Source organism: Streptomyces sp. NPDC052107 (assembly GCF_040680215.1).
Taxonomy (GTDB): Bacteria; Actinomycetota; Actinomycetes; order Streptomycetales; family Streptomycetaceae; genus Streptomyces.
Window position 1 is genome coordinate 1 of the sequence record NZ_JBFAWG010000161.1, and the last position, 9,203, is coordinate 9,203.

At 68.9% G+C, this 9,203-nt stretch carries 8 protein-coding genes and 3 pseudogenes; 4 read left to right on the forward strand and 7 right to left on the reverse strand.

All coding sequences use genetic code 11. The features are described from left to right. Window positions 1-278: 278 nt before the first annotated feature. The 4 genes from AB0M27_RS45240 to AB0M27_RS45255 all read right to left on the reverse strand — a co-directional run bounded on the left by AB0M27_RS45240 (window position 279) and on the right by AB0M27_RS45255 (window position 4,778). A complete protein-coding gene (locus AB0M27_RS45240) occupies window positions 279-2,513 on the reverse strand; it encodes an FtsX-like permease family protein (RefSeq protein WP_365731799.1) in 2,235 nt (744 codons plus the stop codon). After that, entirely contained in the window at window positions 2,510-3,196 is a 687-nt protein-coding gene (locus AB0M27_RS45245; protein WP_365731801.1) for an ABC transporter ATP-binding protein, read from the reverse strand. Before AB0M27_RS45245 ends, AB0M27_RS45240 begins: the two co-directional genes overlap by 4 nt. Further along, the gene (locus AB0M27_RS45250; RefSeq protein ID WP_365731803.1) at window positions 3,193-3,717 is read right to left on the reverse strand and encodes a PadR family transcriptional regulator; all 525 of its coding nucleotides are present in this window, start codon (window positions 3,715-3,717) and stop codon (window positions 3,193-3,195) included. Before AB0M27_RS45250 ends, AB0M27_RS45245 begins: the two co-directional genes overlap by 4 nt. Window positions 3,718-4,292: 575 nt before the next feature. Further along, on the reverse strand, window positions 4,293-4,778 hold the full coding sequence (locus AB0M27_RS45255; RefSeq protein WP_365731805.1) for a hypothetical protein: 486 nt from the start codon (window positions 4,776-4,778) through the stop codon (window positions 4,293-4,295). A gap of 461 nt (window positions 4,779-5,239) precedes the next feature. On the opposite strand from AB0M27_RS45255, the pseudogene AB0M27_RS45260 reads away from it, so the two are divergent. Continuing rightward, window positions 5,240-5,365 (forward strand): annotated as a pseudogene (locus tag AB0M27_RS45260) (peptide-methionine (S)-S-oxide reductase); the annotation flags it as partial. Between the two features lie 64 nt (window positions 5,366-5,429). Here the strand turns inward: AB0M27_RS45260 and AB0M27_RS45265 are convergent. Beyond that, window positions 5,430-6,074 carry a CBS domain-containing protein gene (locus AB0M27_RS45265; RefSeq protein ID WP_365731807.1) on the reverse strand — a complete coding sequence of 215 codons (645 nt, stop codon included), beginning with the start codon at window positions 6,072-6,074 and terminating at the stop codon, window positions 5,430-5,432. Between the two features lie 253 nt (window positions 6,075-6,327). Between AB0M27_RS45265 and AB0M27_RS45270 the strand changes: the two are divergent. The 3 genes and pseudogenes from AB0M27_RS45270 to AB0M27_RS45280 all read left to right on the forward strand — a co-directional run. Next, window positions 6,328-6,402, forward strand: a pseudogene (locus AB0M27_RS45270) (peptide-methionine (S)-S-oxide reductase); the annotation flags it as partial. After that, window positions 6,395-6,532: a hypothetical protein gene (locus AB0M27_RS45275; RefSeq protein ID WP_365731813.1), complete on the forward strand. Its 138-nt coding sequence runs from the start codon at window positions 6,395-6,397 to the stop codon at window positions 6,530-6,532. The pseudogene AB0M27_RS45270 and the gene AB0M27_RS45275, both read left to right, overlap by 8 nt. Before the next feature lie 980 nt (window positions 6,533-7,512). Continuing rightward, window positions 7,513-8,292 (forward strand): hypothetical protein, encoded by a 780-nt coding sequence (locus AB0M27_RS45280; protein ID WP_365731809.1) that lies wholly within the window; start codon window positions 7,513-7,515, stop codon window positions 8,290-8,292. Window positions 8,293-8,427: 135 nt separating this feature from the next. Here the strand turns inward: AB0M27_RS45280 and AB0M27_RS45285 are convergent, their stop codons facing one another. Next, entirely contained in the window at window positions 8,428-8,904 is a 477-nt protein-coding gene (locus AB0M27_RS45285; protein WP_365731811.1) for a GNAT family N-acetyltransferase, read from the reverse strand. Beyond that, a pseudogene (locus tag AB0M27_RS45290) lies at window positions 8,901-9,203 on the reverse strand (IS256 family transposase); the annotation flags it as partial. The gene AB0M27_RS45285 and the pseudogene AB0M27_RS45290, both read right to left, overlap by 4 nt.

The window sequence follows — 9,203 nt, forward strand, 5'->3', positions numbered from 1 at the left end:
AGCGCACCCGCACCACCCACTTATCCCGCCTCCTCACCCACCCCTCGAAATGAGAGATCAGCAACGGGGTCCTCCAGGGAGGAGAGCCTTCAACGCAGGACACTGCCTTGATCGGGCCGAGGTTCCCGACGCCGACCAGACGGATGGTCTGAAGGGATGTACATCGTCAAGGCTCCTGGCTGTGGATTCAGAGACAACAGTTGTCGTGTTGCGAAGAGCTCCATCAGCCCCGGACGCCGTTGGAGGGGTGTCCGGGGCCGTAGCGAGGAGTTGGCGGGTCAGCCGTTGCGGGCGGCCCCTGGGCCGGTGATGCGTTTGAGGAGAGGGAGAGTCGAGGCGATGATGCCCAGCGAGGCGACGAGGCCGAGGGCGACGAGCGCGTAGTACGCCGCGCCCGGCGACACCAGGTCGTAGTGCATCTGCGATTTCAGGAACAGGGCGGAGGCGGCGAAGGCCGTACCGATCGAGATCGCGGCCACCGCCAGCAGCGGCAGCGTGCTCTCCAGGGCGATCACCCGCTGCAGCAACCGCAGCGGCGCGCCGGTGAGCCGCAGCAACGCGAACGGGCGTCGGCGATCCGACAGGCCCGCGACCACGCTCACCGCCAGGCTGCAGCCTGCGATCGGCAGGGTGGTCAGCAGCACCACGTTGGCCAGTTGCCGCCAACCGGCCAGCTCTTGCTGCACGTCGGTGCCCCAGTCGCCCACCGTGCGGGCCTGTTGATGCGGGTAGGCGGTGGTGAGCAGGGTTCGTACGCGTTCCACGGCGACTGTCGACCCGTCGGTGGCCACGTAGATCATCTGCACGGGCAGCCTGGTGAGGGCGGCCGTGCTGATCGCGGCGGCGGGCCACTGGTAGCTCGGTCGCGACTGCAGGCTGACGAAGGCGTAGAAGTCGACGGCCGTGGCGCTTGCTCCGGTCGGGCAGCGGCCGACCATCGGGGTCTGCGCCAGGTCGGAACAGGACACCAGCGCAGGCGCCTGCGGGAGGGGATCGGTCGGGTCCTTGCCGATGCCGTCGGGGTTGGCGTGGACGAGGGCCACGCCCCGCACACCCGGGATCGCCCGCACCTCGGTGAGCAGCTGCGTCGGAATGGCCCCGGCCAGCGGCGCCTTGCCGTCGCCGCCGTCCTCCACTACCGTCCGGGTCTGCCGGTCGCCGCCCAGCGTGTCGCGGTAGTCGTTGATGGTGCCGATGATGCTGACTGTTGCGGTGGTCACGAACAGGGCCAGGACGAGGCCGCTGACCGCGCGGAAGCCGGCCTTCGGGTCGTCGGCGAGGCGGCGCACCGCGATCAGGGCGGCCGGGCGTCGGGTGCGCCGGGCCACCGCCCGGGCGGCGGTCATGGTCAGCCACGGCCCGGCGATCACCAGGCCCAGCATCACCACTAGGAATCCCGGGAGGTAGGCCGCCGTCTGGCCGTTCCCGGTCGCCGGGCGACGGCCGGCGAAGACGAAGTACGCCAGCTCGGCAAGGCCCGCCAGCAGCGGGACCAGCCGCCAGGCGCGCGGCGGGCGCGGGGTCACCCGGCGGGCCACGCCGAGCGGGGAGATGGTGACCCGGCGCAGCGCGAGGCGCGCCGCGATCGCCGCCGCCACCGGCACGCCGACGACGACGCCCAGGGCCTGCGGGGTGCTGAGCGTCAGATCCGAAAGGAAGAACCGCTGCTGCCCGGTGAGCGGAACGGTGGCGACCAGCGGGCGCAGCGCGGCGTAGAGCCCGAAGCCGATCGCCGTCCCGGCGGCCGCCGCCAGCGCGGACTCCACCGCCGAGATCACCGACACCTGCCGGGGAGTGGCGCCGACCAGCCGCATCGCCGCGTACCGCTGCTCCCGCGTGGCGGCGGACAGGCGGGTTGCGGTGGCGATGAAGATCAGCACCGGGAAGATCAGTGCCCCGGCCACCACGGAGGAGATGAGTGTCATCGCGTCGCCGCGCACGGCGTGGTCCCAGCACTCGTTGTCGCAGGTGGATGGCCGGGTACTGGCGATGGTGGTGACCGCCCTCGCCCCTGGTGCGCCCTTGATCTGGGCTGGGACACGGCCGATGACGGCAATCAGCGAGTCCGGGGAGGGCAGGGCGGCGTCGCCGATCGTGCCGGTCAGACGCCCGGGAAAGCGGTCGCCCAGCTGGTCGGCCGGGGTGTCGCGGATCAGCTGGGCCAGCGCGGGGGAGGCGTAGTACTCGCCGGGCGCGGGCAGGTGCGTCAGGCCGGGCGGGACGGGCGAGTTCGGGCCGGTCGCGGCGACGTCGACCTCGGTGAGGGACTTGCCGTCGTAGTAGTCGCCGTGCGGCCACCACCACAGCGGGTCCGCCGACGCCTGCTCGCCACGGCTCGCGGCGCCGGTGTCGAGCCACACCTGCCGCTGGTTCGTCCGCTCGACGGCGTTCATGCTGGCGAAGGTCGACAGCAGCAGCCCGACGCCGATGGCCACCGCGGCGGCGATCATGGCCAGCCGGGCGAGCGCCTCCCGGCCGCCGCTGACCGCGAGGCGGAGCGCGAAGGCGATCACGAGGCGATCCTTCCGGGCGTCAGCAGGCTGGCCTTGCCGTCCCGCACGATGGCCTCCCGGTCGGCGTGCGCGGCGACCCGGGGCTCGTGGGTCACCAGGACGACGGTGGTGCCCTCCTCGTGGGCCGCGTCCACCATCAGGTCCATCACCTGCTCGCCGGTCAGCGAGTCCAGCGCCCCGGTCGGCTCGTCGGCGAACAGCACCTTGGGCCGGGCCACCAGACCGCGGGCCAGAGCCACCCGCTGCGCCTGGCCACCCGACAACTCCCCGGAGCGACGCCGCTCCAGGCCGTCCAGGCCCAGCCGGGCGAACCAGGGCCGGGCCTCGGCGAGCGCGGCCGCCCGGCGCACGCCGGCAAACAGCAGCGGCAGGGCGACGTTCTCCTCGGCGGTCAACTCGGGGACGAGCTGGCCGAACTGGAAGACGAAGCCGAAGGTGTCGCGGCGCAGGGCGCTGCGCTCGGCCTCGTTCAGGGTGTCGATGCGGTGTCCGTCGAAGTGCACCTCGCCCGAATCGGGGGTGAGGATGCCGGCCAGGCAGTGCAGCAGGGTGGACTTGCCCGAGCCGCTCGGCCCCATCACGGCGAACACCTCGCCGGCCTCGATGGCCAGGCTGGCGCCGCGCAGGGCGGGGGTCTCGCCGAAGGAGAGAGTGAGGTCGCGGGCCTCGATCAGGGCGGTCATGTGCGCACCGCCGCTGCGAGCGTATCCATCCGGGCCGTGGTCAGCTCGATCCACCGTAGGTCGGCCTCCAGATGGAACAGGCCGTGGTCGGCGAGCAGGGCGTCGACGATCGGGCCGGTGCGGCGCAGCCGGGTCAACTCGTGCATCCGCTGCAGGTGGGCGGCCCGCTGGGTGTCGAGGTACTGCTGGGCGTCGCGGCCGAGCATCAGGGCCAGCACGACTTTGGTGAACAGCACGGTCTGCAGGTTGGGCTCGGGGGCCACCGGCTCGGTGAGCCAGGTCTCGAACTCCGTCGCCCCCGCCTCGGTGATCACGTAGCGCTTGCGCTCGGGGCCGACTCCGGGCTCCGCCTCGCCGGCGATGATCTTCCCGTCCCGCGCCAATCGGCCAAGAGTTGTGTAGACCTGCCCGTACGGCAGCGGCTTGCCGCGGTTGAAGAAAGCGTCGTAGTCACGCTTGAGGTCGTAGCCGTGACTCGGCTCCCGCTCCAACAGCCCCAACAGGGTGAGAGGAACACTCATACGAGGACCATACACCGGAGATATACTCTGAGTGTATATCTGCTGAGAGTGCGTTCTGGCCTTGCGGACTCGCATCCGGTCGCGGGCCGGTCACCGGCGACCACCGAGTCGCCCTGAGCCGACTATCAGGGACGCTGGTTCAGAGCTCCGGTCAGCTCACGGTTGGCGGCTCGAGCGGCGGTGAGTTCGGCATCGCGTTCTTCCAGCCGAGCGGAGAGCTCGACGTTGTGCTGTTCCACTCTGGTGACCGTGCGCAGGAGTTCGTGGATGTCGCCGGGGGCTTCGAGACCCGACTCCCGCCAGACCTGCTCTCCCAGTGCTTCGGACAGCCGCTTCTCCAGTTGCTGGATGCGGGTGGCGAGGCGGGTGTTGCGGGCGTGGGCGTGGGCGAGGTCAGCTTGCAGGGAAGCCCTCGTGATGGCTGGCGCGCTCGCTGGTGCTGGACCTGCGGGTTCGCGAGCTGCGGAGTGGAGTCGCTCCAGTAGGTCTCGGTGGCGGTGGAGGAAGGTGCGATCGACTCCTGCGGCGCGGGCGATAGCTGAGGCGGTCAGATCGGTCCCGTCTGGGCACAGCAGCTACCCCGCTCGCTCAAGGGTCAAGCTGCTGCGAGTGGGCTTGGCGCGCCACATGGCTGCCAGCTGGGGGTAGGACTCGATGAACCGGCGCATCTCTCCCAGCGCGGCGATCCTGGGCGCGCCGATCTCGTCGTAGTCGAACCCGGTGTCTTGGTGCCCGAGGCTGTCGAGATCTGCCCAGGCCGGGTCCTCGCCGAAGATGAGCTGCAGCTCCACTTTCCAGTACTCCGGTTGCCGGTCGGGGTCATCACGGTCGTCGGCTTCGTTGACCGCAAGCAACCGCCCGAAGGACAGCGCAGGCTGGTCGTCGTTCCAGCCCCACCTGCCCCATTCGACGATGAAGCCGTCACGGTCGTTCTCAGGCTGCTCGATCCCTTCGACCTCGATCTGGAGGAACTCGCCGAAGGCATCCCAGGCGGCGTCGACATCGCGTACGGAATCGGGCTCGACCGCACACTGTCTCAAGATGCGCGCGAATACGTCCACGCTGGATCTCCATGGAATGGGCATGCGGGATGCTAGCGCGCTGCTCCAGCAACACCTTGGCGAACGTAACCTTTCTCTTGATCAAATGTTTGGCTACGGAGTGTGACCGCAGATGGATACGTTCGCGCAAAGTCGGCTCGACCGGTGAGAAGCTGCTGCCTCTCACGGTCAAGAACGTGGCACCGGCACCGAACGGTCACGCGCACTGAGGTGGGTGAGGCACTTGATCGGGTGGTTGAGGCGCTGGCGGGGGAGCGAGGACGAGGCTGCTGCGGTCGACGCTTCACGTCTTCGCCTGCACGCGCCGCCGGCCTAGCCTCGGACGCCGTTGCCGGGCCCTGGAAGCGTCCCACAGATCGTCTGCGAAGTGGCTGGCCCTGAGGGCCTGGGGTGTCTGAGAGGGGCGCTTACACCCGCGCACCGTCGGGAAAGCACCTCCCCTGCGGTGAGAACGGAACGACTTCTACCGGGCGGAGGGCTACCACCAGCAGTACCTCTCGGACAGCAAAAACCCGGGCGGGTCCTGCGGGCTCGGCGGGACCGGTGTGTCCTGCCCGATCGGTGCCGCGAGGTTCGCCGAAGAGTAAGTGACTCGCCTCCAAGAGATCAGGCGGTACGGCTTGATTTCCCGGATCTGCCGGCGGACAACGATCAGTCCGCCTGGGGGGCCGCAAGCTGGGCGTCCACGGCAACGACACCGTCGACGCCCTGGCACAGGCCCACGGCCACCGGGACGAGACGCGGTTCCGGGACGTGACCCCGCAGGGTAACGGCGCCGTCCCGGACCTCGACCGCGACGGTGCCCTTTTCCAGACCGAGGATGCGCCCCAGGACGTCCCGCTCGACCTCGCCGCATATCTCGGCGTCGGAGCGGATGAAGGCGTCCAGCAGGTCGCTGCGGCTGACGATGCCGGTCAGGAGCCCGTGGTCGTCGACCACCGGCAACTGCTTGACGTGCCGCCTGCGGAGTTCACGCGCGGTCCGGGAGATCGTCCAGTCAGCACGGGCCGTGAAGACGGGGCTGCTCATGAGCGCGCCCGCGGTCCGGGCCCGAGCCTTGCCCCATGCGTGCTCGTCATTCCCGTCCTGCCCCTGCGGGTCGGGCATGCCGGTTTCGTGCCGCAGCACGTCGGACGCGGACACGACGCCGATGGGAGCGCCCTCGTCGTCGATAACCGGGGCCGCGGCAATGTCGTTGGCGTCCAGCAAGGCGGCGATCTCGTGGAACGGTGTGTCGGGGCGGAGGGTGATGACCTCCTCAGTCATCACGTCACTGACCGTCCGGCGGTGCAGCATGGCATCGGCCTCCTCCACTTCGCGAGCGGGCGGAGCCCGGGCCTCCCCGGCCGCTCGTCCAAACCCGTCTCCCTACCCATGACAACACCGCGCCGCTCCGGCGACCAGTGGCGTTCGGCCTGGCGGGGAGGGCCGGCTGTCCCACGGCGGGGTCCGGCGGGCCGCTCACCGCATGGCCGGCGTGCTTCGCCGAGGGCTGAGCAGCCCACAGTGCGTGCCAAAACATCCATCCTGGTCAAGCGAGAGCAGTCACCACCCGAACGGGTACTGCGGGCTGGGCGGCACCGGAGTGTCCTGCCCGATCGGCGTAGCCAAGGCAGATGGCTGAGCTCTTCAACTGCGCCATCTGCCCGCAGATGGATACGGCCATACAAATCGGCCCGACCGGCAAGAAGTTGCTTCCTCTGATGGTCAAGAACGCTGCCCCGTCGCCGGTTTCGAGTGGTCACGCGCACTGACGTGAGCGAGGCGCTCGATCGGGTGATTGAGGCGATGGCGAGGGTGAGTGAGGACGAGGTGGCGGATGCACTGGCTGCAGTCGGCGCATCGCCCCCTCGCCCGTCGGTGCCGCTACCGCCCTGCCGGATGCCATTGCCGGGCCGTGGAAGTGCCCCGCACATCGTCTCCGAGGTCCAGTGGGTCTGAGACTCGTTGCAGGCTTACATGGCCCTCTGAGCCTCCTTCCCGGCTAGGACGATGTCGGAGTGCACGCCGCTCGCATTCACTACGCTGGGCTCCGTGGACGTGCGCGGGTTCAGGCCGTCGGGAACCTGACGGGAGAAATCGTCAAGACCTGTGGCTTCAGAGGCCGAGCGACGTGGGCGGCACGAGGCGACGGGGGACGTGACCAACTGCGAGAGCGGCGAGCGCCAGGCCCTCGCCGCGGTTGCGAGCCGGGCGAAGCGAACCAGCTCGCCGAGCCCCTGGTACGCCGAGCCCGTACGGTGAGCGACGGCCGGGCTGGGGCGCTCCAAATGAATCCGGCTCGTCTTGTCATTGATCTCACTACAGTTGGCCCGTTCGTGCTGGCATACGGGCTGGGAGCGACGTAGTGGGGCCATACAAGATGACGGGACGGCGGGCGTTCGCGCATCGGATCCTCTCGGCCGGACTGGCGATTCTGCTGGTGGCGAGCGCATCGGCGTGCGGTCGGGCGAGCAAAAGGTCGCCGCTCGCCCAATGCCCAACGGCCCAAGTCAGTCCTAGTCCGGGGTCAAGGTCCGGTTCGGCCGGACCCGTGTTTTTCATCTCTGATCCGGATAACTGCGGTGCCCGGGCGTTCACGTTCACCGGCGAGCGCACAGACCGCCAACTCATCTTTCCATCCTGTCTCGAAGCGTGCAGCCGGCCGTTGATCGCGCCGGACGGGTCGTTGCCGCCCGCATCTGGCATGCCCACAGGGCTAGGGGCGACGCGATGGGCTTCGGACAGCCGAAGCATGTGCGGCCTCCTCGACGGCTATGCACAGCCCATCCGGGTGGGCTCGTTCGACGTGGGCAGCCCGCAGCACCTCCATGTCGCCACCTTTACCGGCCTGTTCGGCAACGTGCACGCCTCCCAGTACAACCTGCTGTCCTGCAACCTCGCCGCCGATCGAGTGGTCTTGACGGCCACCTACAACAGCATCGTCGCCTTGGCGGTGGTGAGCCTGGCCAAGCAGAAGGTGCTCTTCGAACAGGACTACCCCGACACACCGAACGTGGTCACCGCCGTGGTGGTGGCCCCCAACGGGCTCAACCTGGCGATTCAGCACGCCGTGCAGCCCCCGCGTCCCTCGCAGTCCCCCTCGCCTGCAACCTGCGAGTCGTCCTTGCAACGCTCTGGTCAGCCGCAACAGATCTGCAGGGTCGCGCCGGTTGCGGCCGCTCCGCCTCCAGTGCCGACTAGCGTCGACCTGTACTCACTGATCGGAACGCCCCTTTCAATCGGTCGTATAGGCGACCGCGCCGTCGCGGGCTGGTCTGGCGACGGTAGCCGACTCATAGTCGAGACTCCGAATGGGCGTGGCAGCTTCAACGGCTTTCAGGTACTCCGCGTGAGAGACGGCCATATCGTGTGGCAGACCGACGAAAATCTCACCGGAGTGACCAGCGCCCCCGGCCTCACCAGCGTCGTTGTGCAGACCTCTGACGCTCTCCACAGCAAGACCACCATCCAGATTATTGATGCCCTCGGCCGACCCAAGCGCCTGGAGACGAGTGGCCAACTGCTTCCGTAACCGGACACCCCGGACAGCCCGGTCTGCTCCTGTGCGGCCCGATCGCGGCATAGCCCGAAGAGACCACCCCTCATCCGCGGGGGTGGTCTCTTCGCTTGTCCCGCTCGGGGCTTGGCGTCCGCACCCCAGTCATTGTCAAGGTCTGTGGATCAGGCCAGTCTGAGGCGGCTTGGTGGACATCCTGATCTTGATGTTGTTCTCGCCGTGACGAGTGACTTCGTGCAGGCCTAGTCGCTGGTAGAGGGCCTGGGCTCGCTGGTTGACGACGAGGACGTCCAAGGTGAGGTCCCGGTCCTGCTGGCGGGCCTGATGCAGGAAGCTGCGGATGAGCCGGCCGCCGATGCCGCGTCCCTGGTGGTCAGGGTGGAGCTCGATCCGCGCAAGGTAGATCTCCGTCGGGCGGTGCTCGACGTGGAGCATGCCGGCGTCCGTGCCTTCGGCGGTGATGATCTGCCATCGGTCCGGGGTGAACGCGTTGGCGTGGAAGTCGCGTTGGATCTGTTCGTCCCAGCCCCAGATGGCCGTGATGTAGGTGCCCATGGCGGCTTTGTGCAGCTGGAAGCAGTATTCGCTGTCCGCGGAGGTGGCCGGCCGCAGGCCGATGGCCGTCATGCCGCTCGCTCCGTGGGCCGTTCGATGAGCTGGCCGCCTTCGAAACGTGCTCCGGCGCGGACGAGGGCGACGAGGTGGGGTGCGTTCACGGCCCGCCACCGCTGCTGGGCGGACTCGACGAGCTTGAAGACCATGGCCAGGGCGGCGGTGCGGGTGACCTTGGTCCGCAGCCGGACGGTGGAGAAGGTCGACTCGATGGGGTTTGTACCCGGTATGAACATCGGTGGAGGCCCGTTCTGGTACCGGTAGTGACGGGACGTGGTTCTCGCCGTACGGTGCGACCGTCCGGGCCAGGGGCA